Raw genomic sequence first — 26307 nt, forward strand, 5'->3', positions numbered from 1 at the left:
CTGATTGCCTGCTGCGCTTGATCTCGGACGAGGCATCAGTATGGGGCAGTGTGGCAAGGCACATCCCATACCAATATGGAATGCAGCCCGGTTGAACCGAGAGTGGCCCTTGTTTCCATAAATATGGATATTTCCGGTTAAAGCGGTCAGGTGTTGGCTTCCGGGGGCATCGCGGCTCAGGCGCGGTCGTCCGGTGGACGTTCCGTCGAACACGGCTCCTTCCACGACGTCCGTCCCCCGGGCGTACGATGTGCCGGCGGGTATCCGACTCGCCAGTCACCTCGTGCATCCTGTGGCCTGATCTATAGAGCGGACGAAGGCGTGAGATTCCCCCGTACGGCTGCCGCGCTCGCGGCGCTGGCGTTGTTCGCTACGGCCTGTTCGGGGGCTCGCGGTGGTGGCGGCGAGACGATCCCCTCGCTCTCGTGGGCCGCCTGTGGCGGGGGTTACGAGTGCGCCAAGCTGACGGTGCCCCTCGACTACGCCAAACCGGATGGCGAGAAGATCGAGATCAGCGTCAACCGGCTGCCCGCGACGGGCAAACGCCTCGGATCCATCCTGATCAACCCCGGTGGCCCCGGCGCCTCGGGCGTCGAGTACGCGCGCAACGCCCGCTCCGTGCTGAGCGACGCCGTACGGGAAAAGTTCGACGTGGTGGGATTCGACCCACGCGGGGTCGGCGGCTCCTCACCCGTCCGCTGCCTGTCGTCGAAGGAACTGGACGACTACACCGGCCTGGACGGCTCCCCCGACAGTCCCGAGGAGATCACCGCCCTTGAGGAGGGTGCCCGGCACTACGTCGCCGGATGCGAGGCCCGCTCGGGCAGGCTCCTGCCGTACGTCGGCACCGCAAACGCGGCAAGGGACATGGACCGGCTGCGCGCCGCCCTCGGAGACGAGCGCCTCACCTACCTCGGCAAGTCGTACGGCACGCAACTCGGCGCGGTCTACGCCGACCTGTTCCCCAAGCGGGTGCGCGCCCTGGTGCTCGACGGCGCCGTCGATCCCGCGCTCACCCCGCTGGAGATGAACCTCACCCAGGCCCGCGGCTTCGAGGTGGCCCTCGACGCCTTCCTGGAGAACTGCCTCACCACCCCCGACTGCCCCTTCCACGGCACGGTCGCCTCCGCCAGGGAACAGATCACCGAGCTGCTGAAGCGCGCGGACCGGCAGCCGCTCACCAACAAGACCGACAGCCGCGAGATCGGCGAGTCGTGGACCGTTCTCGGCCTGGCCACCCCGCTCTACGAACGGCAGGCGTGGCCGGTCCTGCGCCGCGCGCTCACCGACGCCCAGCGGGGCGACGGGACCACGCTGCTGCGCCTGGCCGACCTGTTGATCAATCGCGGTCGTGACGGGGAGTACGCCAACCAGACCGAGGCGAACACCGCCATCAACTGCGTCGACGCCACTTTCCCGCGCAGTTCGGCCGAGTTCGCCGCCGCCGCGAGCAAGTCGCTCAAGGACGCCCCCCTGTTCGGGCCGTACATCATGTGGGGGACGCTGCCCTGCGCCTACTGGCCGGTCAAGCCGGTCCCCAGGGAGAAGATCGACGCCCCGGGGGCCGCGCCCATCCTGGTCGTGGGAACCGAGCGCGACCCGGCGACGCCGTACGAGTGGGCCAAGTCCCTGGCGAGCGAGCTCTCCTCGGGGGTTCTGGTCGACTTCGACGGTGACGGCCACACCGCCTACCGCAGCGGCTCGTCCTGCGTTGACCGCATCGTTGACGACTACCTGATCAACCTGACGGTCCCCGAGGACGGTGTCCGCTGCCCGAAGATCGACTGACGTGGTGGAGCGCAAACCCCCGCGAAGCCTGTAGACTGCCGTAGGCCACGTCCTACAGACACGGCACGCCGCCTTAGCTCAGTCGGCCAGAGCACTTCACTCGTAATGAAGGGGTCTCGGGTTCGAATCCCGAAGGCGGCTCCAGGTCAGAGGCCCCCACTGGGTTCCGGTGGGGGCCTCTGCATGACCAAGGCTTTCGCCGCATCCTCAGAAGCCTGCGTCAGAAGGCTGGCCTAGTGACCCATCCGGCTTCGGGCAGGCTGCCAAAGCGCCGGGAGCATGGTCGGGGTGCCGCTCTCTTGCAGCCGGGCCGAGCGTCCGCTTCATGCGGATGTACTCGATCTCCGCTGGCTCGTGATAGACGCGCTCCAGGGCCTTGTCCATGAGCCGAGTGACTGCTTCGGCGTCTTCCTGATGAGGTTTCCGCTGGTGATGCCCTTGTCCTTAGTGGTCGACGCCGGAAGTCCTTCGGGGGTTGACGTGAGGTCAGGCGGAGGCGGCTCGGAGAAGGACTTCGGCTGCGGTGGTGCGTGCGTAGAGGACGGACCGGCCGGCGCGGTGGGCGCTGACCAGGCCCGCGTTACGTAGCGCGGTGAGGTACTGGGATACGCCGGCCAGGGAGAGTCCGGTGCGGTGGGCCAGCTGTGTGGTGGAGGCCGGGATCTCCAACTCGGTCAGCAGCAAGGTCCGTGAGCGCCCTAGGACGGCGGAGAGGGCGTCGGCCCGTGTAACGGGCCGTGCCTGCCAGAGTGAGCCGACACCCCGTGCCTGATAGGCGAGTTGAGGTGGATCCGGTGGCGTCGTTCGGGTGCGCAGCCCTGCTCCGGTGAAGGCCGAGGGAATCAGCAGTAGTCCCGTGCCTGCCGTCGTGCGGGTCAGTGGCTGCTTTCGGCGGGCCATCCGTAATGCGTTGTTATCCCAGCTCAGCGACGTGTGCAGGTCGTTGAGGAGGTGGCCGGTGCCGTGCTCGGCGGCCAGGCGGGCCCGGTAGAGGATGTCTGCGTCCAGGACTGCTCGGATTCGTGTCCAGTAGGGGGCGAGTGCCAGTCCCCAGTAGGTTTCGACTTCCTCTGCGACCTTGGCCAGGAGGCCCTGAGGGTTGTTGCGCAGGGCTCGTAGCCGGGGGCCGAGGGTCCCCTGGTGGCGGGCCAGGTGGTCGAGGTCATGGCGTACCCGGTCGGCGGGCGCGGCCTGGATCGCGTCCCGCTCTTCCGCCAGGGTGGGGGCCGGTCCGGTGGGGGCCGGGTTGAGGAAGTCGGGGATGTAGCCGCCACTGGGCGGGATCAACTCGTTGAGCCATCCCCGGTCCAGTCCGGCGGCCACCAGGCGCGGCCGTACCTGGTCGACCCAGGATCGGTGGACCGAATGCGTAGTGCTGGACCTCAGCAATCGGAAGCTGGGCGTGACCTCCCACATCGGTGAGACGGCGAACCGCACCTGCGCCAGATCGCTCGTCGAGAACGCCAGTTCCGCCAGGACAACCCCTCCTCAATAGATTCAGGCATGTATGAATCAATGGCGGGCCAGCTTATCGCGCGGGGATCATCCCGCCATGACCTCACAGACGATCACCGCAGCGGCATCGGGCACCTGGAAGCTCGGCGACCTGACGGTCAACCGGGTCGGTTTCGGCGCGATGCGCCTGCCGCAGTACGGCGAGGCGTTCGCACCCGATGCCGTTCCACGCGGCCGTGACCAGGCGATCGGTGTGCTGCGCCGCGCGGCCGAGCTCGGCGTGAACCACATCGACACCGCTGCCTTCTACTTCTCGCCGCTGCGCTCGGCCAACGAGCTGATCAACCAGGCGCTGGCCCCCTACCCGGACGACCTCGTCATCGCCACCAAGGTCGGACCGGGCCGCGATCCTTCGGGGCAATGGCTGCCGCACGCCACTCCCGAGCAGCTGCGCGGCCAGGTCGAGGAGAACCTGCGCCAGCTTGGCCGCGACCACCTCGACGTGGTGAACCTGCGCATCGTCGGGACCGATTCGATCGCCGAACGCTTCGGCGCGCTGGCCGAACTGCGCGAGGCCGGACTCATCCGTCACTTGGGCCTGTCCAACGTCCGTCCTCACCACCTCGCTGAGGCCCAGGCCATCGCGCCGGTGGTCTGCGTCCAGAACATGTACGGCATCGGCGCATCGTCCGAGCAGAAGGAGTTCCTGGACCTCTGTGGTGAACAGCGCATCGCGTTCGTGCCGTTCTACGCGATCGCCGGCGCCGGACGCACCGCCGGTGCGACCACCGCCGACAGCCCGGAGGTACACACCATCGCTCGCGCCCACGGCGTGAGCGCAGCCCAGATCCGGCTGGCGTGGACGCTGCACCAGGGTTCCCACGTGCTGGCCATCCCCGGCACTGGCGACCTCGACCACCTCGTCCAGAATGTCGCCGCGGGCTCCCTGCGACTGTCGGAGGAAGAACTCCTTGCCCTGGACCCTCTCCATCACGAGACGGCATGAGCAGGACCCCCATTGCATTGTGATTCACATCAGAGGCCCCCACCGGGTTCCGGTGGGGCCTCTGTGTGTCTATCCGCGTGGCTGCGGATTGGAAGAGTCGGCCACTGGTGGTGGGTTGCTCCTCGTGGGAGGTTGATGCAGTGAGTTCTGTAGACCAGCCTTCTTCGTGGTTCGACGCTCTATCCAGGCCGCAGCGGGTGACCGCAGTTGTTTTTGCACTGGTCGGTTCCGTAGGAGGGGCGGCCTATCTGCTGCTGGAACCGCCCACAACGCCCGCAGCGCTCTTTCTGATTTTTGCTTACATGCTGTTCAGCTTGATGGTTCTCAACGGCATCCCTCGTGTCCGTCTGTGGTTGGACGGGCGAGGCTATCTGCTCTACGCGGGCATCTTCGCCCTGTTCAAGGGAGCAGCGGGAGGGCTTCAGGCTCCCGCCCTCCGTATAGGCGTCTTCGCCGCGGGTGCGCTGATACTGGCCTATCTGATCGTCCGCATTGTCCGCATCGAACAGGGGCGGAAGCAGCGAATAGATCACACCACGCCGTAGCTTCCCCGCAGGTAGTTACGATTGTGACGATGGCGCCGCTCTGGGTGACGGCCCGGATCTGCTTGGGTAGACCAGCTCGGTTATGGACGTGCTGCGATGACCGATTGACTCGGCCGGGGTGGCGATCTTGCTGGTTGAGTGGCGAAAACGCCCCGAACGATCATCGTTCGGGGCGTTTTTGATCCTTGCTGACAGTGATGGTCCCACGCACTCGACTTCGATGTCGGTCCGGTGGTTCAGTTGAAGCTGGCGCGCGGTGCGCTGGTGCCCTGCGGGATTCGGAATGGGCCGGATGCGCCGGGGCGGACGTCGAAGTCGAAGATTGCGGTTGGTAGGTAGACGGTGGCGCAGGAGTTGGGGATGTCCACCACTCCCGAGAGTCGGCCCTCGATCGGGGCGGCGCCGAGCAACAGGTATGCCTGCTCGGGGCTGTAGCCGAACGCCGTCAGGTAGTCGATCGCGTGCAGGCAGGCCCGCTGGTAGGACAGCTGCGAGTCGAGATAGCGCTGCTCGCCGTCCAGGGTGACGGACACGCCGGAGAAGGCCAGCCACTCGCTGTACTGAGGGTCTGTGCGGCCCGGCATGAAGATGGCGTTCTCGCCGACACGGTACGTCTCCATGCCCCCCTTGATGACTTCGACCCGCAGGTCGATGAAGCCGCCCATCTCGATGGCACCGCAGAAGGTGATCTCGCCGTCGCCCTGTGAGAAGTGCAGGTCACCGAGCGACAGGTTCGCGCCGGATACGAACACCGGGTAGAAGATTCGGGAGCCCCGGGTGAGGTTCTTGATGTCCTGGTTGCCGCCGTTCTCCCGCGGTGGCGCGGTGCGGGCCGCCTCGGACGCGACCCGGTCGAACTCGGACGAGGGGACAGCGCCGAGGATGGCGTCCTGGGGCTCGGGAGGCAGGGCCAGCGGCGGCACCCTCTGCGGGTCCGTGGCTATCAGCGCCGCCTCCCGCGCGTTCCATTTCGACAGCAGTGCCGGTGACGGCGCGGTGCCCATGAGCCCGGGGTGGGTGATGCCGGTGAACGACACCGCCGGGATATGGCGTGATGTGGCGACCTGGCCAGAGAAGTCCCAGATCGCCTTGTAGGCGTCGGGGAACTGCTCGGTGAGGAACCCTCCGCCGTTCTTGGTGGGAAAGATCCCGGTGTAACCCCAGCCTTGACCGGCCAGCGGGCCGCTGTCCTCCTGGGGGATGGGCCCCAGGTCGAGGATGTCCACGACCAGCAGGTCGCCTGGCTCGGCCCCCTCGACCGCGAACGGGCCGCTGAGCGCGTGCACCGTCTTCAACGGAGCGTCACGGATGTCCTCGGCGGAGTCGTCGTTGTGGATCGCACCGTCGAACCACTCCCGGCAGTCGACCCGGAAGCTGTCGCCAGGCTTGACCCGTGCCACAGGCGGGATCTCGGGGTGCCAACGGTTGTGGCCGATCTTGGCCTGGTCGGTGAACTTCTTCTTCGAGTCGAGCGGGAAAATCAACTCTGGCACGGCTGGATTCCTTTCGGCACTGCGGGACGGTCACGGCCGCGGCAGGCGGCGGGTGGCGGGATGGATGGCCACCGCGCCTCTGGTACGGCGCTGCGGCAGGGACGTGACGACTTCGGGCTCGGAGGCGCTGCGCTCCGCGCGCTGCAACTGTTTGGACACGGCGGTCGGAATGCGCGCCAGCATCGGCGCTGAGAACGTCCGCGTCGAGACCGCGCCGCAGTCCGGGCACGGCACCGCAGCGGGTGCGGTACCCATCGGAAAACTGGCCTCAATTTCAGAGCAATGCGGACATCGGTACGCATATACCGTCATAGCATGCGCCCTTCGAGCGAATTCAAGCCGGTCCTCCCTGGTCGTGGTTCCTCTCTATCGATGTACCTCGGGAAGCAGTCTCAGAGTCTGATGTATCCGCAATTTAACGTTTGAACTGAATGCAATCCGTCTCACTTTTGCCAACTTGCTCACGCAGTAAGGTAGATCGCTCGGTTCATAGGCGGAAATATGGGGATATGTTTCTTCGTGTTGAATATATGAACTATGTTGCTGTTTGCCGACCAGGCTCTCCTGAAGCGGCCATGACCCATCCCACGGCCCCTCGCCGTGCCCGGGTCACGTTCACAGAGGTGCGATCCCGTACAGCGACGCCGTCTCACGTGAAGCCCGACGCGCGGCACGCCCCAATGCGTCAGCGGCGTAGCAGGGGCATGGACGCCTTCCAGCCCTGGTCAGGCCCGGTCGGTCTGCTCCCCGTCTGGATCTTCGGTGGAGCGCCTGGGCTTCACCGTGATCTCCCATCGGTGACGGAGCCACTCCACTCCGATGTGGAAGCCGATGATGGTCGGCAGCGTGTAGAACGCCGAGCCCCACCCCTGCGACCGGTGTACGTTCACCGCGGCGAAGACCAGCAGGGGGCCGAGAGGCCACCAGGTGCGCCGGTTGGAGGCCAGCACCCAGCGCGCACTCCTCACCAGCAGCCCGCCGAGGTCGTACAGGCGCATTTGTACGGCAGCGGCCACCAGGCCGAGGCCGTAGCGGCTCGGCCGTGGGCTCTCGGTGAGGGCCGCTCGCCAGTCCTCGGCCTGCCATGACCGGCTTCGACCATTGATCCATACGGCGACGGCCAGCGGGGCGGCGACTCTCGTCCGTCCTGCGATACGGCGAAGCCGCCGGGCGAGGTTTCCGGCGTCCACGACGGTGGAGAGGGAAGGGGCGATGGCGACGACAACAGCGACCACGGCGGCGACATTGCCGGTGCCGACATCGGTGAAGGCGGCGACGACGTTACGCACGGTCATGACACCGCCGATGGCGGCGGCGACGGCCATGACGGCGGCGATGAACACGGTGACAGCACTGGGAGAGCGGCGCCTACGGGAAACGCTTCTCAATGCCGCGCACCTCCCGGCGCCCATTTCCAGCGCGGCAGCCGTTCTCGTACGGCACGCAGGGCGGCGTACTGTTGGCGGCCGGTGCCGGACAGGGTGTAGAAACGGCGCCGTGGCCGGTCTTCAGATACTCCGGTCTCCCACGTGGCAGTGATCCATCTGGCCTTTTCCAGGCGTTCCAGAAGCGGGTAGACGATTCCGGGGCCGAGTCCGGTCTCTTCGGTGATCCGATATCCCCATAGTGGATCGTCGGGGCCGGTGGCCAGGAACAGGTCCAGAACAAGGCGCGTGGTGGTGGTCAGGCGGACTTTTGGTGCTGGTTCAGTCATCGCCTTCCCTTCCTCAGCCCTGTGTCGAGAACGATACGCGGCGAGGTGGCTACACGGTCCTGTCCGGATGGTCTGACCGCTGGCACCCGGCGCGACAGGGTCAGCCGCTCGGCGAGGAGGTGGAGGGGATGGTTCTGCTCTGCGCGGATCGGGGTGAACGTGGAGGCGTCGTCTCCCTAAAGTGAGGTATGGCCTCTTCTGTCTCGCCGCTTCGTCCCGTGGTTGATCGGGGTAACTCCAAGCCGGCCCCGGCTCGTGAGCCGTTGTGGCGGCATGCGCTTGGGGAGTGTCTCAGGGGGCTTCGCCATGAGCGGGGCGAGAAGTTGAGTGAGACGGCACGGCGCGCCGGGGTTTCGCCGCAGTATCTCTCCGAGATGGAGCGGGGCCTCAAGGAGCCGTCGAGCGAGATGATCGCCGCGGTCGCCGGCGCGCTGGATGTGACGCTGATCGATCTGACCCTTGCCGTCGCCGACAGCCTGCGGTCCGCTCAGAGCGACGTGTCGAGGGGTGCTACCTGCTCGGCGGCGTACGCCCTGGCCGCGTAGCGTGGCCTGAAGGGGTTACCGCTCCTCGATGATCTGGTCGAGGAGTCCGTACTCCAGGGCCGCGGTCGCGGTGAACACGCGGTCGTGGTCGGTGTCGGCGCGCAGGGTCTCGATCGTCTGGCCGGTGTGCCGCGACAGGATGCGCTCGATGTCCGCTCGGACGCGGACGACCTCGTCGGCCTGCAGGATGAGGTCGGGGATCGCGCCGCGCCCCTGGGCGGCCGGTTGGTGCAGGATCACTCGTGCGTGCGGGAGGGCGGCACGCTTTCCCTCGGTGCCCGCGGCGAGGAGGACGGCGCCCACCGCGACGGCCTGTCCGACGCAGGTCGTTGAGACCCGGGGGCGGATGTAGCGCATGGTGTCGTAGATCGCGAGCATCGCGCTCGGGTCCCCGCCCTCGCAGTTGATGTAGAACTGTATTTCGGCATCGGGATTGTCCGACTCCAGGAAAATCAGTTGTGCGATGAGCGCGTTCGCGACGCCAGCGTCGATCGCGGTGCCCAGATAGACGATTCGCTCGGTGAGCAGGTGCGAGTAGACATCCATGACGCGTTCGCCGCGAGGGTTCTGGGCGATGACGTTCGGGATCGTGTATGTGCTCACTGGTCGACTCCTTCTGAAATGCCGAATCCGAGCCGCGGGCGATTGCGCGGCGCGATTTCGTCGAAATTCTGCACGATCGCATCGATGAAGCCGTAGTTCAGTGCTTCCTGCGCCGTGTACCAACGGTCGTGCAGGGAGTCCTCGAAGATGCGATCGATGGGCTGGCCCGTGTCCTCGGCGATGAGACCGAGCACCGTGTCGCGGGTGTGCCGCAGGTCGTTGGCCTGCAGTTCGATGTCGACGGCGGTGCCACCGATCCCCGCGGAGCCCTGGTGCATCAGGACGCGTGAGTGCGGAAGGGCGCGGCGCTTCCCCCTGGCCCCCGACGACAGCAGGAACTGCCCGGCGCTGTAGGCGATCCCCAGAACGAGGGTCGAAACGTCACAGGGAATGAGCCGGATGACGTCGCGGATCGCGAGCATCGAGGGAACAGAACCGCCCGGGGAGTGAATCCACAGTGCGATGTCCGATGACGCGTCCTGCGTGGCGAGCGCTATCAGTTGCGTGGCCAGAAGTGTCCCGTTGTCATCGTCGAGAGGACCGTCGAGAACGAGAACACGCTGCTCGTAGAGTTCGCGCCTTGCCCGCGCGTCGAACATTGGAAGACTCGATTGTTCGCTCATGCGTCCATCATGTGAGGCGGTTCGGACCGGAGTCGACGTAATCTGCCTGGGGCGGATCTGCTCTGAGCAGCGTGAACCCGATTTCCGGCCCGGCTCGGGGGCGTCGAGCCCCGGACGGAGAGATCGGCCTGGGCGACCGAGGGCGCGCGTGTTCGGGAGGCGGCTCGTAGGATCACGGCCATGAAGGTCGTCGGTGTCCCCGTGCAGGTGTGGGGTGTGGTCGCGCTGGTCCTGGCCGTGGTGTGGGCGTTCGTGTGGCCCCAGCGCGACGTCGATGGGCTGGCCTATCTGATCCTGCGCTGGGGGCACGCGCTGGTATGGCTGTTGCTGGCGGTCACGGCGTTCCTTGCACCTGCCGCGTCGACGGCCGCGAAGAGAACGGGCATGGCCGCCGGGGTGGTCTACTTCGCGTTCCTGGCCACGATCACGATCACCGGCTGACATCCGTTCTGAAGGGAAGGCTCTGCCGTACACCGACCCGGGCGCTGGTGTGCGCGACGGTCCGGGCTTTTCGGCCTGGGTGACAAGCTCGTGAATCTGGGTGCGGGCTGCCGAGCGCGGGCTTGAGACGAGGCGGTTGGTTGGCTACCGCATTGCTCTGGCGGGGTTCGCTCCGAGTTGATTACTGCCATGGTTTGGACAGTTTGTGATCGTGAAGCTCAGCGACGTGGATGTGGATTGTGGATCTCTCGCGTGTGGAGGGCCAGCGCCTGGTCGCGGTCATCGGAGCCCTGTTCGTCCATGGGTCCGATGCCCCGGAGCTGTCCCACGTCTGGCTTCGGCTGGAGTCGGTGACCCTCCTGGTTCGTGTCGCCGCTGATTGGACGCTGCGGATCGAACCGGACGAGCCCGAGGAGAGTTACACCATGCCGGAGTGGGACAGCCGTGTCGACGTCGTCCCGGCCTCTGACGGGGTGCCGTTCGTGCGCCATGTCGGGGAACGGCTTGTGCGGGTGGTCGAGTGGTTCGATGTCGAGGACCACGACGAGTTGATGGAGGCGGAGTTCGTCTTCGACACGGGAAGCGTGGTCGCCTGGAGCTTCGGGGGCGATCTGCACCTGGCCGGAGGCCACGAACGTGTTCTTGGCGGTGGGGATCCCGCGCGGTGAGCGCTGATCAGGAGATTACGCGGACCGTACGGCGGTTGCGATGGCCGCGTCCATGACGTGACCGGTTCGGAAATCCTCAGGCCAGGGATCTTCGGCGTTTTCGCCAATGCCCGAGGTGAGTTCGAAGAATGAGCTGGTCAGGTGGTCGGGTGGGTCATACGCTCCGGTGGTGGCGGATATCGGCTACTTCGAGGCTTGGCGGATGTGGCTGGACGGCAGGTCCACCTTGGGAAACGACATGTTCGGCCTGCCGATGCTCTGGTGGGGCAGGACCGGAAAGATCGCGGCCTTCGTCAGTGGAATGACGATCCTGCTCGACATCGCAGGTCCCGAGCGTCTCGCGTCGTTCGCGGACTGGCTACACGCCCTCATTCAGGCTCTCTGGAGCCGCGCGCTGGTCTACTCGTTTTCGGTCGGCGCGCTTGTCCTGGCATTCGGCTGGGTCGCCATATGGGACATCGTGTGGAGCATTGACATTCCTGTACCGGGCCTGAATGTGCTGAAGGGGGTCGTCGTGGTCGTGCTGCTCTGCTTGGCCCCCCTGGCGGTGGCGGGAGCCGTACTCCTCGTCGACAAGGTGTGCGCGAAGCTCCCCGCGGTCTTCGCGCATCCTCGTGTGGTTCACATCCGCGTTGTGGCGGCCGTGCTCCTGATCGTCGGTTTCCACTTCGATCTCCTCGCCTCGTAGGCGATGGGTGACGCAGGGCCTGGATAGTGGGGTCGAAGGTCCCTGTCGTAGGGGAATGCTGGGCGGAAACGCTGTGTGCCTGGAGCAGCACGGTGACACAGTGGAGGCAACCATGAGTGCGGGAGACGCGCCGGTCGATCGGCGGCCGGCGTTGATGCTGACCTTGGCGACGGTCGGGTTCGCGGTCAACTTCTGGGCCTGGGCGCTGCTCAGCCCGCTGGCGCCGAGGTTCAAGGAGGCCCTGCACCTGAGTCCCTTCCAGCAGGCGCTGGTGGTGGCGGTGCCGGTGGTGGTCGGGTCGCTGGGCCGTATCCCGGTCGGCGCGCTGACCGACAGGTACGGCGGCCGCGTCATGTTCCCGCTGGTTTCGCTGGCGACCGTCGTGCCGGTGCTCTACCTGGGGCTTGCCGGGCAGACGTCCCTGGTCGGGCTGCTGGTCGGGGGCTTCTTCCTCGGCATCGGCGGTACGACCTTCGCGATCGGCGTGCCGTTCGTCAACGCCTGGTTCCCGCCCTCGCGGCGAGGGCTCGCCGTCGGCGTGTTCGGCGCGGGCATGGGCGGCACCGCGATCAGCGCGTTGACCACGGTCAGTCTGGTTGACGTGGGCGGAACCGCGACGCCGTTCGTGGTCACCGCCGTGATGCTCTGCGGGTACGCGGCGGTGGCGGCGCTGCTGCTGCGGGACGCGCCTGGCCGGGTGGTTCCCGATGAGTCGATGGCGCGGCGGCTTGCGGACACGGTCAGGCTGCGGGTGACCTGGCAGGCTTCGGCGCTCTACGCGGTGGCCTTCGGGGGATACGTGGCGTTCTCGGTCTATTTGCCCGCCTATCTCAAGACCGCCTATTCGCTGACCCAGGCCGACGCCGCCAACCGGATGGCCGGATTCGTGCTGCTGGCGGTGGTGATGCGTCCGATCGGCGGATGGTTGTCTGACCGGTTCACGCCGACCAGGGTGCTCGCCGTGACGCTGCTCGTCGTCGTGGTCGGCGCCACGGTCCAGGCGTTCACCCCCGGGCTGGCGCCTCTCGGGACGATCGCGTTCCTGTCCATGGCCGCTGCGCTCGGCGCGGGCAGCGGTGCGACGTTCGCCCTGGTGGCGCTGCTCGCCCCGGCGAACAAGGTCGGTTCGGTCACCGGGGTCGTGGGCGCCGCGGGCGGGCTCGGCGGTTTCGTGCCGCCGCTGCTGATGGGCGTCATCTACGGCTGGTACGGCACCTACGCCCTCGGACTGGTGCTGCTGGCCCTGGTCGCGCTGGCCGCCCTGCTGCTGGACACCACCGCCGTCGCCAGAACGGCCCGCCGCGCCCTCAGCCCGAACCTGGTCGAGGGCTCGAAGACACACGTCTGAGCGCGGGTGGCCGCCCCGGCCTGACCGCGGGGGATCGGCTGGTCGGGGCGGCGCGTGTACGGCGCGCGCCGTCGGCGACGAGGAGCACCCCGACGCGGTGAGGAGAAGCGCCCTGCAGGGCGAGGGGAAGCGCCTTGCAGGGGGGAAGCACCCCGGAGGGCGATGAAGGGGTGTTGTGGGACTTATGGCCCGGCCGATTGGGACCGTCGGCACCTGACGTGACGTCGGCGGCGCGGGAGTCTGATTACGCGGCGCGAAGTGCACCGCGTCGACCCCCAACGAGCTCAAGAACGACCCCCGAGATCGAAGGAGTGCACGTCGTGACACCACACCAGTCCCAGGACGCCCCCGCGACGGACTCGGTGCCCGGTGTGGCGCCGTTGCTGGCCGCGCGGCGCTTCCTGACGAAGGAGACGGTCGGAGACGGCGGGCGGACCCTGCACCAGATCGACCAGAACGCCTGGGAGACCTTCTACCGGGACCGGTGGCGTTACGACCGGGTTGTCCGCTCGACGCACGGGGTCAACTGCACCGGGTCGTGCTCGTGGAACGTGTTCGTGAAGGACGACCTCATCACCTGGGAGCACCAGGCGACGGACTATCCGACGACGGGGCCGGACGCGCCGGACTACGAGCCGCGTGGCTGCCCGCGCGGGGCGTCGTTCTCCTGGTACGAGTACTCGCCCTCCCGGGTGCGGCACCCGTACGTGCGCGGGGTGCTGGCCGAGATGTTCCGCGAGTCGCTGAAGCGCCTCGGGGACCCGGTGCTCGCCTGGGCCGACATCGTCGACAACCCCATGAAGGCCCAGGCCTACAAGAGCCAGCGGGGCCGGGGCGGCTTCGTGCGGGCCTCGTGGGAGGAGGCGATCACCATGATGGCCGCCGCCCACGTCCACACCACGAAGAAGTACGGCCCGGACCGCGTCGTGGGGTTCTCCCCGATCCCGGCGATGTCGATGGCGTCGTTCGCCGCGGGCACCAGGTACCACGCGCTGCTCGGCGGCACGCTGCTGAGCTTCTACGACTGGTACGCCGACCTGCCCGTCGCGTCCCCGCAGATCTGGGGCGACCAGACCGACGTCCCCGAGGCCGGGGACTGGTGGAACTCCACCTACCTGATGATGTGGGGCTCCAACATCCCGGTGACCAGGACCCCGGACGCGCACTTCCTGGCGGAGGCCCGCTACCGGGGCACCAAGGTCGTCGCGGTGAGCCCCGACTACGCCGACAACGTCAAGTTCGCCGACGACTGGCTCGCGCCGCACCCCGGCACCGACGGCGCCCTGGCGATGGCCATGGGACACGTCGTCCTCACCGAGTTCTTCCGCGACCGGGCGGTGCCGTACTTCACCGACTATGTCCGTCGATACACCGATCTGCCGTTCCTCGTCACGCTGCAGGAAAGGGACAACGGCACCTGGACGCCCGGCCACTTCCTGACCGCGAAGGACCTCGGGGACGAGGACCAGGCCGCGGCGCACAGGACGGTGTTCCTCGACGAGCGCACGGCCGAGCCGGTCGTGCCGAACGGTTCACTCGGTTTCCGGTACGGCGAGCGGGACGCGGGCCGGTGGAACCTCGACCTCGGCGAGGCCGTACCCGCACTCGGTCTGCTCGAAATGACCGACGAGGCCGTGGAGGTCGAGCTGGCCAGGTTCGACACCGGGGACACCGAGGGCGGCGCGACGATGCGCCGGGGCGTGCCGGTCAGGCGGGTCGGCGACCACCTCGTGACGACCGTGTTCGACCTGCTGATGGCACAGTACGGCGTGCGCCGCGGCGACCTTCCCGGGAGCTGGCCCACCGGCTACGACGACGCCGAGGAGCCCAACACCCCCGCCTGGCAGGAGAGCATCACCGGGGTTCCCGCCGCGCTCGCCGCCAGGATCGCCCGCGAGTTCGCGCGCAACGCCGAACGCAGCAGGGGCCGTTCCCTGATCGTCCTGGGCGCCGGGGCCAACCAGTGGTTCCACTCCGACATGACCTACCGGGCCTTCATCGCGCTCGTCCTGCTGACCGGCTGCCAGGGCGTCAACGGGGGCGGCTGGGCGCACTACGTCGGCCAGGAGAAGGCCAGGCCGCTGACCGGCCAGCAGCACATGTCCTTCGCCTTCGACTGGCAGCGCCCGATGCGCCACCAGGCCGCCACGCCGTACTGGTATCTGCACACCGACCAGTGGCGCTACGAGCGGGTGCCCGCGGACGAGCTGGCCTCGCCGCTGGGCACCGGCAGGTTCGCCGGGATGACGTTCGCGGACACGGTCGCCGCGGCCCAGCGGATGGGCTGGAGCCCCGGCCACCCCGCCTTCGACCGCAATCCCCTCGACCTCACCGACGAGGCCGCGGCCGCGGGCCGTACGGTCCAGGAGCACATCGTGGCGGAGCTGAAGGCCGGGCGGCTCAGGGGAGTCGCGGAGGACCCCGACGACCCCGCGAACTTCCCGCGTTGCCTCACCCTGTGGCGGGCCAACCTGCTGGGGTCCTCGGGCAAGGGCAACGAGTACTTCATGCGGCACCTGCTCGGCATCGACTCCCTCGCCAGCGCGCAGGAGTGCGAGCCCGGCCAGCGGCCCCGCGACGTGGCCTGGCGGGATGAGGCGCCGACCGGGAAGCTGGACCTGCTGACCGCGATCGACTTCCGGATGACCAACACCGGGCTGCACGCCGACGTGGTCCTGCCTGCCGCGACGTGGTACGAGAAGCACGACATCTCGACCACCGACATGCACCCGTTCGTGCACGCGTTCAGCCCGGCCGTCGCGCCGCCCTCGGACGCGCACACCGACTACGACACCTTCCTCGCCCTCGCCGACCGGGTCAGCGAGCTCGCGGCCACCCATCTCGGGGTACGGCGCGACGTCCTCGCGGTGCCGTTGCAGCACGACACCCCCGACGAGCTGGCGACGCCGGGTGGCAGGGTGCGCGACTGGAAGGCCGGGGAGTGCGAGGCCGTACCCGGCGTGACCATGCCGAAGCTCGTGGAGATCGAACGCGACTACACGCTGATCGGCGCCAAGATGCGGGCGGTCGGCCCGCTGCTCGACACCCTCGGCACCACCACCAAGGCGCTCACCGTGGACGTCACCCCGGAGATCGAGTATCTCGCCGAGAAGAACGGCGTCGTCACCGAGGGACCGTTCGCCGGACGCCCGTCGCTCGCGACCGCCGACCGGATGTGCGAGGCGATCCTGGCGCTGTCCGGAACCACGAACGGGCGGGTGGCCGCCGCGGGCTTCACCGCCCTGGAGGCGCGCACCGGACAGCCGTTCACCGACCTGGTCGAAGGCCACGAGAAGGACCACATCACCTACGCCGACACCCAGGCCGCGCCGCAGCCGGTGTTCACCAGCCCCGAGTGGTCGGGCTCGGAGAAGGGCGGGCGCCGCTACTCGCCGTTCACCCTCAACGTCGAGCGGTCCAAGCCGTGGCACACCCTCACCGGGCGGCAGCACTTCTTCGTCGAGCACGACTGGGTCGCCGAGCTGGGCGAGCAGCTTCCCGCCTTCCGGCCGCCGCTGAACATGGCACGCCACTTCGGCAGGCCGGGCGAGGTCGTCGACGGCGGGGTGACGGTCCGGTTCCTGACCCCGCACGCCAAGTGGTCGATCCACTCGATGTACCACGACAACGAGCTGATGCTCGCGCTGTCCCGGGGCGGGCCGGTCATCTGGATGAGCGTCGAGGACGCCGCGAAGATCGGCGTCAGGGACAACGAGTGGATCGAGGCGCACAACCGCAACGGCGTCGTCGTCGCCCGCGCCGTGGTCAGCCACCGGATGCCGGAGGGCACGGTCTTCCAGTACCACTCGCCGGAGCGGACGGTGAACGTGCCGAAGGCCGAGAAGAGCGGCCGTCGCGGCGGCTACCACAACTCGATGACCCGGCTGCTGGTCAAGCCGACCCACCTGGCGGGCGGGCACGCCCAGCTCACCTACGCCTTCAACTACTACGGCCCGATCGGCAGCCAGCGCGACGAGATCACGGTGATCCGCCGTCGTTCGCAGGAGGTGGAGTACTGATGAGAATCCGCGCACAGGTCGCGATGGTGATGAACCTCGACAAGTGCATCGGCTGTCACACCTGCTCGGTGACGTGCAAGCAGACCTGGACCAACCGCGAGGGCACCGAGTACGTCTGGTTCAACAACGTCGAGACCAAGCCCGGCATCGGCTACCCCAAGCACTACGAGGACCAGGACCGCTGGCACGGCGGCTGGCAGCTCGACCGCAAGGGACGGCTGACCCTGCGCTCCGGTGGCCGGGTGAAGCGGCTGACCCGCATCTTCTCCAACCCGGACCTGCCGTCGATCGACGACTACTACGAGCCCGCGACATTCGACAAGGACATCCTGGTCGGCGCTCCCGCGGGACTGAACGACACGCCGGTCAAGCGGCCCCACTCGGCGCTGACGGGTGAGCCGATGACCGTGGAGTGGGGCGCGAACTGGGAGGACAGCCTCGGTGGCGCCCACGAGCGGGCCGACCAGGACCCGAACATCACCGGGATGCCCCCCGAGGCGGCGGCGAAGGTCAAGTTCGAGTTCGAGAAGACCTTCATGTTCCACCTTCCGAGGATCTGCGAGCACTGCCTCAACCCGGCCTGCGTGTCCGCCTGCCCGTCCGGCGCCATGTACAAGCGCGAGGAGGACGGCATCGTCCTTGTCGACCAGAACAAATGCCGTGGCTGGCGGATGTGCGTCTCGGCGTGCCCGTACAAGAAGGTCTACGTCAACCACGCCACCGGCAAGGCCGAGAAGTGCACCTTCTGCTTCCCGAGGATCGAGGCGGGCCAGCCCACGATCTGCTCGGAGACCTGTGTGGGACGGCTCCGCTATCTCGGCATCGTCTTCTACGACGAGGACGCCGTCCTCGCCGCCGCGTCGGTCAAGGACGAGCGCGACCTGCTCGACGCCCAGCGCGACGTCTTCCTCGACCCCCACGATCCGGTCGTACGGCAGGCGGCCCTCGACGCCGGGATGCCCGAGGAGTGGGTCGAGGCCGCGAGGCTGTCCCCGGTGTGGCGGCTGATCAGCGAATATCGGATCGCGCTGCCGTTGCACCCGGAGTATCGGACGCTGCCGATGGTCTGGTACGTCCCGCCGCTGTCGCCGGTGCTCGACGCGACCGGTGCCGCAGGGCGTGACGACACCGACGCCGACGACGTCTTCCACACCATCCGCGACCTGCGCATCCCGGTCGAGTATCTCGCGGAGCTGTTCACCGCGGGCGACGCCGACGCCGCAGCCGGGGTCCTGATGAAGCTGGCCGCGATGCGCTCCTACATGCGGGCCAGGACCCTGGACGGCACGTTCGCCCAGGAGCTGCTGGAGGGCATCGGGATGACCGGGGAGCAGGTCGAGGCGATGTACCGGCTGCTCGCGATCGCCAAGTACGACGAGCGGTACGTCATCCCGACCGCCTACACCAAGGACGCCGCCGCCCTTGAGGCCCAGGCCACGGCGTCGGACGGCTGCTCCCTGGACTGCGAGGGCGGGCCGGGGATGGGCGGCTCCGACGGGATCAAGGCAGTCACCGAGCGCTTCCACCTGGTGGAGGACGGCGGGGACGGCGGGGACACGGTTCATGTCGGCAGGCGGGAACTCGTGACCCGGCGCCCGGACGGCCGGATGGGCCTGACCATCGACCCGACCCGGGAGCGGTCGTGAACGCCCCGCCGACCAACACGGCCCGCACGCTGTCCCCGGCGACCGCGACCACCACGATCCCCGTGGCCCTCGTGACCCCTGCGACCTCGGCAAAGGCGACCCCCATGACCCCCGCCATTCCCGCCCCCGTGCCCTCGGCGACCGGGACCCTTCACGCCCCCGTGTCCACGACTTCCGCGACCCCCGTGACCGCGACCGACCGTACCCGGCTCTTCCAGCTCGCCGCGGTGCTGCTCACCTACCCCGACGAGGTCCTGCTCGACGCCGCCGACGAGCTTCGCGACGCCGCCGCCCTGATCGAGCACCCCTGGCTGCGCGGGCAGGTCGAGGAGTTCCTCGCCTGGCTGACCGGCACGGCGCCGATCGACGTGCAGCGGCACTACGTGCAGACCTTCGACCTGCGTCGCCGGTCCGGTCTCTACCTGACGTACTACCTGCACGGCGACACCCGCAGGCGGGGCATGGCGCTGCTCGTCCTCAAGCAGCGCTACCGCGCCCACGGCCTGCGGCTGGCCCCCGGTGAGCTGCCCGACCTGCTGCCGGTCGTGCTCGAGTTCGCCGCCACGGTCGGTCCCGGCGAGGGGGAGGCGCCGCTGCGCCAGCACCGGCGCGGTGTCGAACTGCTCCGTGCCGCCCTGGCCGACCACGGCACGCCGTACGGCCTGCTCATCGAGGCGATCACCGCGGTCCTGCCCGAGCTGACCGAGGCGGACCGGGAGGCCGTGGCGCAGCTCGCCCTCGACGGCCCGCCCGTCGAGTCGGTCGGCCTCGACTCCCTCGGCCCGGACGGCTTGGCCCCGTATCCCACCTGCTCCTCGTCGGAGGCCCAACGATGAACACCGTCGTCTGGATCGTCCTGCCGTACCTCTGCCTCGCGGTGTTCGTCGGCGGCCACATCTGGCGGTGGCGCCACGACCAGTTCGGCTGGACCACGCACACCAGCCAACTGCTGGAGAACCGGATCCTGCGCCTGGGGTCGCCGCTGTTCCACCTCGGCGCGTTCGGGGTCATCGGCGGGCACGCCATGGGGCTGCTGGTCCCGGCCTCGCTGACCGCCGCGCTCGGGATTCCCGAGCACCTCTACCACCTGGTCGCGGTCTGGGCGGGCACGGTGACCGGCGTCATGCTCATCGTCGGCCTGGTCCTGCTCATCGCCCGCCGCCTGGTCAACGGCAGGGTCCGTCGGAAGACGACCTCGATGGACAAGGTGCTCTACGCCTCCCTCGCGGTCATGGTCGGGCTCGGCATGGCCGCCACGGTCGTCGTGAACCTGTTCGGTCCCGGCTACGACTACCGGGAGACGATCGCCGTCTGGTTCCGCAGCGTGTTCTGGCTCTCGCCGCGCAGCGACCTCATGATCGACGCGCCGCTGGTCTACCAACTACACGCCATCGGCGGCTTCCTGTTCCTGGCCCTGTGGCCCTTCACCCGACTTGTCCACGTATGGTCGGCCCCGCTGGCCTACCTGTGGCGCCCCTACGTCGTCTACCGAACCCGCCGCGGCCCCGTCCCCACCCCCCAACCTTCCCCGGCCACCGTCCGCGAGGCGACCCGCAGGTAGCTCGAAGTCCGTCGGTAAGGTGTCGTTTCCCATGGGGAAGGAGCGCTTTGCCACGGACGTCCCGGTTGGTGTGGCTGGTGGCCACGATTGTCGCGGCCTTTCCGACGTGGGAGCTGTGGCGGTGGCGACAGGAGCTTGGGACCTCCGAGGGCGGCGAGGTCTTCATGGTCGTGTGCCGGTTCGGCAGTGGATCGACGCTGTCCCCGCTCGCCCCGCTGCGTCGTGATCTCGAAACCGTCGGACCGCTCATCACGGAGTTGGCGATTCCGGCGCTGATGGTCCTCCTCGGCCTTGTCGCCTGCCTGAGCGGCAGGGATCCCGGGGCAACCGGCCGGCGGGTGGCCGGGCTCCTGGTCATGGGCGCGGCCGTCGACCCTCTCGCCTCGCTGTACGGCTATCGCGGGATCTGTCAGGACGAGATCCCGATATTCGGCGCCGAGTGGTTCGCGGATGTGGCCGGTGCCTGGGGAACGACCCAACTGTGCCTTCTGGGGGCCGCGGCGCTGGTGCTCGCCGTGTCACGCGAGGCGCGGGAAGGGTTGGTGTGGCGGCGAGGGGTGGCGGCCCTGGTCGACTACCTCGTCATCTGTGTGATCTTCAGCGTCGTCGTGGGGCTGGTGATCGGCATGAGCCCGGTGAACGGGATGGGGTACGGCTTCCTGAAGCGGGTCGAGGCGCGCCCGACGGACCTGGTCGTCCCGGTCAGTCTGTTCCTCTACTTCTGGCTTCAGCACACCCTGTGGGGGAGGACGCTCGGCAAGCGGCTGCTGGGGATCCGCGTCGTCGCCCCACGAGCGGGAGTGGGGCGGACGGCGCTCCGCTCGGTGGCCTTTCCGCTGCTCGCCCTCGTTCCCGGTGCCGGGCTGTGGTGCCTCCTGGTCGACGGGCTGTGGATGCTCTTCGACCGGGAGGGCCGGGTTCTTCATGATCGGTTGCTGGGCTTCGCGGTGACACGTGATCGGCCGACCTCGGACGTGGCCCCCGTCCCGGTCTGATGGGCCGGGCCGTACCGGACAAAGGTTGTGCCGGATCGGACAGGACCGGAACGGGCGCGAGGACGGTGATCGTCAGCCATCGAACCCCAGGTCAAAGGGTATTTATCCGGAAATTTCCCCCCTGACGCTGAGACGCTCCCGAGACTCCGATATCGCCGTAAGCTGGGATGTGTGGCTCCGGTGCTGACCCTGCTCAGTGGTGTCCGCTGGCAGGGTAGGCCGCTGGCGGGTGATCGCGCGCATGCCCTGCTGGCCGTGCTCGCGCTGTACGGAAGGGCCGGGGTCAGCGACGAGCGCCTGGTCCAGGAGCTGTGGCCCGAGGAGCCACCGGCCAATCCCGTCAAGGCGCTGCAGGTCGTGGTCTCCCGCACCCGCGCCGCCACCGGCTCCGACGTCGTGGTGCGTACGGCACGCGGCTACCGGCTCGGCCTGTCCACGGACCAGGTGGACGCCCTCCTGCTCGCCGATCTCGCCGACCAGGCGGTCAAGGCCCTGGGGCGCGGGGACACCGCCCAGGCTCGCCGGTGCGCCGAGGAGGCGATCACGCTGGCGGGCGACGGCCGTACGTCGTCCACGGGACCGCTGGCCGACCTGCACGCCGTGGCCGCCGGGCAGTTGGCCGAGGCACGCCGGGTGCTGGCCCTGGCGCGGAGCAGGGACGGTGACCACGCGGGCGCGCTGCCTCTCCTTGAGGAGCGCGCGGCCGGTCTCCCGCACGACGAGGAACTGCTGGCCTGCCTGCTGCGCAGTGAGGCGGCGGTGCGCGGTGCCGCCGCGGCGCTTGAGCGCTACGAGCGCTACCGGGCGGACCTGGCCGACCGGTTCGGCGCCGACCCGGGGCCTGAGCTTGCGCGGGTGCACGCCGGGCTGCTGGCCGCCGACCGGCCGGTGCGCGAGGGCCTGCTCTACGACGGCTCCTCGCTGCTTGGCCGTGAGGACGACATCCGTACGGTCCACGCCCTGCTGCAGACCAGCAGGGTCGTCTCGATCATCGGCCCCGGTGGGCTGGGCAAGACACGGCTGGCCCACGTGGCGGGCAGGAACGCCGTGCAGCCGGTGGCGCACTTCGTCGAGCTGGTCGCCGTGTCCTCCCCCGAGGGCGTGGTGGGCGAGGTGGGCTCGGCGCTGGGGGTGCGCGACTCGGTCGCCGGGCGGCGGGTGCTGACCCCCCAGCAGCGCTCCGACGTGCGCACCCGCATCGCCGGGCACCTGGACCAGGTGCCGTCCCTGCTCATCCTGGACAACTGCGAACACGTCATCGAGGCCGTGGCCGACCTGGTGGCCTTCCTCGTGGCCACCACCCGTGATCTTCGGGTGCTCACCACCTCGCGCGCCCCGCTGGCGATCCCCGCCGAGCGGATCCACCAGCTCGGCGAGCTGGCCACGAGCGACGCGGTCGAGCTGTTCGGCCAGCGGGCGACGGCGGCCAGGCCCGGTGTGCGGCTCGACGAGGAGGAGGTCCGCGAGATCGTCACCCGGCTCGACGGGCTGCCGCTCGCCATCGAGCTGGCCGCGGCCAAGACGCGGGTGATGTCGGTCGAGGAGATCAGGAGGCGGCTCACCGACCGGTTCGTCCTGCTACGTGGCGGCAACCGCAGCGCCCCCGACCGCCACCAGACGCTGCTCGCGGTGATCGACTGGTCGTGGAACCTGCTGGAGGAGCGGGAACGGCGCGCGCTACGTCAGCTTTCGCTGTTCGGCGACGGTTTCACGCTGGAGACGGCCGAGCACATGCTGGGCTCCGACGCGCTGCCCGCCGTGGACGCGCTGGCCGAGCAGTCCCTGCTGAGCGTCAGGGAGACGGCGTACGGCCTGCGCTACCGCATGCTGGAGACGGTCAGGGAGTTCGGTCTGATGCGCCTGGCCGAGGTGGGCGAGGAGGCGCGGGCGCGGGCGGCGCAACGGTCCTGGGCCATCGAGTACGGCGTGCGCCACGCCAACGAGCTGTTCGGCCCCCGCCAGTTCGAGGCCGTGGACGCGCTGCGCGCCGAGGAGGGCAACCTGGCCGACCAGCTACGCCGGGCGCTCGGCGAGGACGATCCCGCCACGGCGATGCAGTTGATGGCCGCCATGGGCGCGCTGTGGTCGATCCGCGGCGACCATCCCAGAATCGTCGTGCTCCGCGAGGCGCTCACCCAGACGCTCACCGGCTGGACTCCGCCCCCGGAGCTGGAGGAGATGACCAGGGCGGCCCTGCTCATCATGCTCATGAACACGATGGGGGTGGCCGACCGCGTACTGCGTGACCTGCTCACCGGCCTGCCCGACCATGGCACCTCCGACCGTCGCCAGGCCGCGATGACACAGGTGGTGTTGGCCAGTGATCCGGATGCCGGCGAACACGTCATCCACCGGCTGACGGAGTTGAGCCGGAGCCCCGATCGCCACCTGGCACTGACGGCCGGGCAGATGCTGGCCCACGCGCTGGAGAACGTCGGGGACTCGGTGGCCGCGTGCGCGGCGGCGGAGTGGGCGCTGGCCATGGCGCGGGAGAGCGACGGGCCGTGGGAGAAGGCCATCCTGCGGACCACGCTGGCCCACCTGACCATGCAACGGGGTGACCATGAGCAGGCGGTCCGCCACGCCCGGGAGGCCCTGCCCGTCATGATCAGGGTCGGCGCCACGGACGACGAGGTGCAACTGCGGGCCGTCATCATCCACGCGGCCGTCCAGGCGGGTGACCTGGAGACGGCCGAGTCCGAGCTGGCCGAGATGACGCGGATCAGCGAGAGTGAGGCGGTGCAGGGCGGGATGATGCTCATTCCGATATGCGCGGCCGAGCTGTTCCTCGCTCGCGGTGACGTCGCACGCGCCCTGGCCGACTACCGCCTGGCCGTACAGCAGGCCCGTGACGTGCGGATGACCGTCGGCTTCCCCCAGACCGGCACCGAACCGTGGGTGATCATCGCCGTGGGCTTCGCGCTCACGGCCCACGCCTACCACGCCGGCCCGGCGGACCTGTGGTACGGCGAGGAACTGTTCGCCACCTGGTCCATCCTGCTGGGCGGGGAGACGCTGAGCCCGGGCAACCCCTTCATGGACTATCCGGTGGTCGGGACGGTGCTGTTCGCGCTCGGCACGTGGGGACTGGTGCGGGAGGCCCTGCCCGCGGACGAGGCGGTCAGGCTGCTGGTGCTGGCCGAGCGCTTCTCCTACAACCGGATGACGTCCAGCATGGCCTTCGAGCGGATCGAGCCGTACGCGGAAAGGGCCGCGCCGGGTCTGCTCTCCGCCATACGGGCGGAGTACGGTGACCGGCGCGGCCCCGAGTTGCTCGGCGAGGTCAAGAAGACGCTTCGCGCCCATGGTTCAGATGTGCCGCTTGTAGGAGCGCACCGCCAGCGGCGCGAAGATCGCGACGCAGACCAGGCAGGCCAGTAGCGTCCAGGCGACCTCGCCGCTCACGACACCGGTGTTGGCCAGGTCCCGGGAGGCCGTGACCAGGTGCGAGACCGGGTTGACCCTGACGAAGGCGGCCAGCCAGCTCGGCAGCGTGTCCACCGGCACGAACGCGTTGGACAGGAACGTCAGCGGGAACATGATCATCATCGAGATGCCCTGCACGGCCTGGGCACTGCGGGCGATGGTGCCGACCCAGGTGAACGCCCACGCCAGCGACCAACCCGTGACGATCGACAGCACGATCGCGCCGAGCGTCCCGAACACGCCGCCGCCCGGCCGGTAACCCATGAGGATGCCCATGCCGAAGGTCAGCGCCGAGGCGATCGTGTAACGCACCAGGTCGGCGATCATCGGCCCGGCCAGCGGCGCGATGCGGGCGATCGGCAGCGACTTGAACCGGTCGAAGACGCCCTTCGTCAGGTCCTCACGGAGCTGGGTCCCGGTCGCCATGCAGGTGGTCAGCACGGTCTGGGCGAGAATGCCGGGAATGATCAGCGGCAGGTAGCTGCCCACGTCCCCGGAGATGGCGCCGCCGAAGACGTAGGCGAACATCGCCGTGAACAGGATCGGCTGCAACGCCACGTCGACGAACTGCTCCGGGTTGCGGACCATCTTCTTCAGTGCCCGCCAGGCCATCATCATGGTCTGGCTGAGCGTCTCGCTGAGTGAGACGTGCCGCCGCGCGGACGCCACCCGGTCGGCGGCCCTCACGGGCTGGCGGGCCGGTGCGGTCAGGGTGCTCATCGGGTCTCCTCGGTGTTGTCGTTCTTCTCGTCGGTCTCGTGGCCGGTGAGGGCCAGGAACACCTCGTCCAGACTGGGCTTGTCCACGCTGACCGACGCTACGGACACCCCCGCGGTGCGCAGCGCGATCAGTACGTCGGCGGCCAGGTCCGCCTGGCTGAGCGGGGCGGTGAGCCGTCCCTGCTCCGGGCTGAGCACGGGCTCGACACCGAGCACACGGCGCACGATGTCCGAGGCCTCCCGCGTCTCACCGGGTACGGCGAGCACCACCTGAAGGGCGGAGTCGCCGACCGTGGTCTTCAGCTCGTCGGGGGTGCCCTCGGCCACCTTCACGCCGTGGTCGATGACGGCGATCCGGTCGGCGAGCTGGTCGGCCTCGTCGAGATACTGGGTGGTCAGCAGGACCGTGCACCCGTCGGCGACCAGGCCGCGGATGGTGTCCCACATCTGTCCGCGCGTACGCGGGTCGAGCCCGGTGGTCGGCTCGTCCAGGAAGATCAACGGCGGTCTGGTGATCAGGCTGGCCGCCAGGTCGAGGCGCCGCCGCATGCCTCCGGAGAACTGCGAGATCGGCTTGTTGGCCGCCTCCTCAAGCCCGAACCGTCCCAGCAGGTCGGTGGCGATCCCCTTGGCCTCCCCGGAGCCGATGCCCTGCAGCCGTCCGAACAGCCACAGGTTCTCGCGTGCGGTCAGGTTCTCGTCCACCGACGCGTACTGTCCGGTGACCCCGACGAGCTGCCTGATCACGTGCGGGTTGGTGGCCACGTCCACGCCGAAGATCTCGGCGCGTCCGGCGTCGATCTTCAGCAGCGTCGCCAGCATCCGCATCGTCGTGGTCTTGCCCGCGCCGTTCGGCCCGAGGACCCCGAAGACCTCGCCCGGCCGTACGTCCAGATCGATCCCGTCAACGGCCCGGTGCGTGCCGAACGTCTTGACCAGCCCCTCGGCCCAGACGGCGCTCACCGCCCTCTCGGCACCGGACCTCGTCTGTCGTGTCTCTTGTGTGATGCTCATGGAAAGAGAT

Annotated in this window: 23 protein-coding genes and 1 tRNA gene; 15 read left to right on the plus strand and 9 right to left on the minus strand. The window is 68.7% G+C overall.

What is annotated here, in order from left to right; translation table 11 throughout:
• Positions 1–321 precede the first annotated feature (321 nt).
• On the plus strand, positions 322–1788 hold the full coding sequence (locus tag FHS44_RS21805; protein ID WP_184717474.1) for an alpha/beta hydrolase: 1467 nt from the start codon (positions 322–324) through the stop codon (positions 1786–1788).
• A 67-nt stretch (positions 1789–1855) separates the two neighbouring features.
• Positions 1856–1932, plus strand: a tRNA-Thr gene (locus FHS44_RS21810).
• Between the two features lie 342 nt (positions 1933–2274).
• On the opposite strand, the gene FHS44_RS21815 is transcribed toward FHS44_RS21810, so the two are convergent.
• Positions 2275–3111 (minus strand): ArsR/SmtB family transcription factor, encoded by an 837-nt coding sequence (locus FHS44_RS21815; protein ID WP_312863763.1) that lies wholly within the window; start codon positions 3109–3111, stop codon positions 2275–2277.
• A gap of 229 nt (positions 3112–3340) precedes the next feature.
• On the opposite strand from FHS44_RS21815, the gene FHS44_RS21820 reads away from it, so the two are divergent.
• Together FHS44_RS21820 and FHS44_RS21825 are read left to right on the plus strand one after the other, a co-directional pair.
• On the plus strand, positions 3341–4249 hold the full coding sequence (locus tag FHS44_RS21820; protein WP_184717478.1) for an aldo/keto reductase: 909 nt from the start codon (positions 3341–3343) through the stop codon (positions 4247–4249).
• Positions 4250–4389: 140 nt separating this feature from the next.
• Positions 4390–4794: a hypothetical protein gene (locus FHS44_RS21825; RefSeq protein WP_184717479.1), complete on the plus strand. Its 405-nt coding sequence runs from the start codon at positions 4390–4392 to the stop codon at positions 4792–4794.
• Between the two features lie 236 nt (positions 4795–5030).
• Here the strand turns inward: FHS44_RS21825 and fmdA are convergent, their stop codons facing one another.
• From fmdA to FHS44_RS21845, 4 genes are all read right to left on the minus strand, one after another.
• A complete protein-coding gene (gene fmdA, locus FHS44_RS21830; protein WP_184717481.1) occupies positions 5031–6287 on the minus strand; it encodes a formamidase in 1257 nt (418 codons plus the stop codon).
• Positions 6288–6317: 30 nt separating this feature from the next.
• Positions 6318–6446 (minus strand): hypothetical protein, encoded by a 129-nt coding sequence (locus FHS44_RS41830; protein ID WP_281401529.1) that lies wholly within the window; start codon positions 6444–6446, stop codon positions 6318–6320.
• A 566-nt stretch (positions 6447–7012) separates the two neighbouring features.
• Positions 7013–7630, minus strand: a complete 618-nt coding sequence (locus tag FHS44_RS21840; protein WP_184717485.1) for a hypothetical protein — start codon at positions 7628–7630, stop codon at positions 7013–7015.
• Positions 7631–7671: 41 nt separating this feature from the next.
• Positions 7672–8001: a PadR family transcriptional regulator gene (locus FHS44_RS21845; protein ID WP_184717487.1), complete on the minus strand. Its 330-nt coding sequence runs from the start codon at positions 7999–8001 to the stop codon at positions 7672–7674.
• A gap of 188 nt (positions 8002–8189) precedes the next feature.
• Here FHS44_RS21845 and FHS44_RS41835 point away from each other — a divergent pair, with 188 nt between their 5' ends.
• A complete protein-coding gene (locus tag FHS44_RS41835; protein WP_184717489.1) occupies positions 8190–8546 on the plus strand; it encodes a helix-turn-helix domain-containing protein in 357 nt (118 codons plus the stop codon).
• 15 nt (positions 8547–8561) lie between these two features.
• Here the strand turns inward: FHS44_RS41835 and FHS44_RS21855 are convergent, their stop codons facing one another.
• Together FHS44_RS21855 and FHS44_RS21860 are read right to left on the minus strand one after the other, a co-directional pair.
• On the minus strand, positions 8562–9149 hold the full coding sequence (locus FHS44_RS21855) for a ClpP family protease (RefSeq protein WP_184717491.1): 588 nt from the start codon (positions 9147–9149) through the stop codon (positions 8562–8564).
• A complete protein-coding gene (locus FHS44_RS21860; RefSeq protein ID WP_184717493.1) occupies positions 9146–9772 on the minus strand; it encodes a ClpP family protease in 627 nt (208 codons plus the stop codon). The genes FHS44_RS21855 and FHS44_RS21860 overlap by 4 nt, the downstream gene beginning before the upstream one ends.
• Before the next feature lie 180 nt (positions 9773–9952).
• On the opposite strand from FHS44_RS21860, the gene FHS44_RS21865 reads away from it, so the two are divergent.
• From FHS44_RS21865 to FHS44_RS21910, 10 genes are all read left to right on the plus strand, one after another.
• Positions 9953–10213, plus strand: coding sequence for a hypothetical protein (locus FHS44_RS21865; protein ID WP_184717494.1), 261 nt, complete (start codon positions 9953–9955; stop codon positions 10211–10213).
• 230 nt (positions 10214–10443) lie between these two features.
• Positions 10444–10881: a hypothetical protein gene (locus FHS44_RS21870; protein WP_221461112.1), complete on the plus strand. Its 438-nt coding sequence runs from the start codon at positions 10444–10446 to the stop codon at positions 10879–10881.
• Positions 10882–11050: 169 nt separating this feature from the next.
• Positions 11051–11569: a hypothetical protein gene (locus FHS44_RS21875; RefSeq protein WP_184717495.1), complete on the plus strand. Its 519-nt coding sequence runs from the start codon at positions 11051–11053 to the stop codon at positions 11567–11569.
• A 112-nt stretch (positions 11570–11681) separates the two neighbouring features.
• A complete protein-coding gene (locus tag FHS44_RS21880) occupies positions 11682–12917 on the plus strand; it encodes an MFS transporter (RefSeq protein ID WP_221461113.1) in 1236 nt (411 codons plus the stop codon).
• A 320-nt stretch (positions 12918–13237) separates the two neighbouring features.
• Positions 13238–16936: a nitrate reductase subunit alpha gene (locus FHS44_RS21885; RefSeq protein WP_312863764.1), complete on the plus strand. Its 3699-nt coding sequence runs from the start codon at positions 13238–13240 to the stop codon at positions 16934–16936.
• Positions 16936–18582 carry a nitrate reductase subunit beta gene (gene narH, locus FHS44_RS21890; protein WP_184717496.1) on the plus strand — a complete coding sequence of 549 codons (1647 nt, stop codon included), beginning with the start codon at positions 16936–16938 and terminating at the stop codon, positions 18580–18582. The genes FHS44_RS21885 and narH overlap by 1 nt, the downstream gene beginning before the upstream one ends.
• Positions 18579–19418, plus strand: coding sequence for a nitrate reductase molybdenum cofactor assembly chaperone (narJ, locus tag FHS44_RS21895; protein ID WP_312863765.1), 840 nt, complete (start codon positions 18579–18581; stop codon positions 19416–19418). The genes narH and narJ overlap by 4 nt, the downstream gene beginning before the upstream one ends.
• Positions 19415–20143, plus strand: a complete 729-nt coding sequence (gene narI, locus FHS44_RS21900) for a respiratory nitrate reductase subunit gamma (RefSeq protein WP_184717497.1) — start codon at positions 19415–19417, stop codon at positions 20141–20143. Before narJ ends, narI begins: the two co-directional genes overlap by 4 nt.
• Before the next feature lie 77 nt (positions 20144–20220).
• Complete coding sequence (locus tag FHS44_RS21905; RefSeq protein ID WP_184717498.1) at positions 20221–21138, plus strand: RDD family protein; 918 nt, start codon at positions 20221–20223, stop codon at positions 21136–21138.
• 171 nt (positions 21139–21309) lie between these two features.
• On the plus strand, positions 21310–24519 hold the full coding sequence (locus FHS44_RS21910) for an ATP-binding protein (RefSeq protein WP_184717499.1): 3210 nt from the start codon (positions 21310–21312) through the stop codon (positions 24517–24519).
• Here FHS44_RS21910 and FHS44_RS21915 read toward each other — a convergent pair.
• Positions 24448–25284 carry an ABC transporter permease gene (locus tag FHS44_RS21915; RefSeq protein ID WP_184717500.1) on the minus strand — a complete coding sequence of 279 codons (837 nt, stop codon included), beginning with the start codon at positions 25282–25284 and terminating at the stop codon, positions 24448–24450. The two genes, FHS44_RS21910 and FHS44_RS21915, sit on opposite strands and share 72 nt — an antisense overlap.
• On the minus strand, positions 25281–26297 hold the full coding sequence (locus FHS44_RS21920) for an efflux ABC transporter ATPase subunit, DrrA-related (RefSeq protein WP_184717503.1): 1017 nt from the start codon (positions 26295–26297) through the stop codon (positions 25281–25283). Before FHS44_RS21920 ends, FHS44_RS21915 begins: the two co-directional genes overlap by 4 nt.
• Positions 26298–26307 lie beyond the last annotated feature (10 nt).

It is taken from the genome of Streptosporangium saharense, from assembly GCF_014203715.1.
Classification (GTDB): Bacteria; Actinomycetota; Actinomycetes; order Streptosporangiales; family Streptosporangiaceae; genus Streptosporangium; species Streptosporangium saharense.